Origin of the sequence: Caulobacter sp. 602-1 (assembly GCF_003931565.1) — a bacterium.
GTDB lineage: Bacteria > Pseudomonadota > Alphaproteobacteria > Caulobacterales > Caulobacteraceae > Caulobacter.
Genome location: NZ_RRYI01000036.1, coordinates 1 through 402, shown reverse-complemented (window position 1 = coordinate 402; position 402 = coordinate 1). Strand labels below are relative to the sequence as shown.

The following is a 402-nucleotide window of genomic DNA, read 5'->3' as shown; positions in this document are numbered from 1 at the left end:
AGCGATCGTGGTCCTGCGGGCTTTGCCGCGGGTGGTCCCGGACAGGCCGAGTTTGGTCATCAGCCGTTCGACGGTGCATCTGGCCACCTCGATGCCCTCACGGTTCAGGGTTAGCCACACTTTGCGGGCACCGTAAACACCGTAGTTGGCGGCGTGGACGCGGCTGATGTGCTCCTTGAGTTCGCCATCGCGCAGCTCGCGGCGGCTGGGCTCCCGGTTGATGTGGTCGTAGTAGGTCGATGGGGCGATCGGCACACCCAGCTCGGTCAGCTGTGTGCAGATCGACTCGACACCCCACCGCAAACCATCGGGGCCCTCGCGGTGGCCCTGATGATCGGCGATGAACCGGGTAATTAGCGTGCTGGCCGGTCGAGCTCGGCCGCGAAGAAAGCCGACGCGGTC

The 402-nt window shown here is 65.4% G+C and carries 1 protein-coding gene; it reads right to left on the bottom strand.

The features are described 5' to 3' along the window. Positions 1-402, bottom strand: a 402-nt coding sequence (locus EIK80_RS25135) for an IS3 family transposase (protein WP_148099125.1), incomplete at both ends; no start/stop codon positions are given.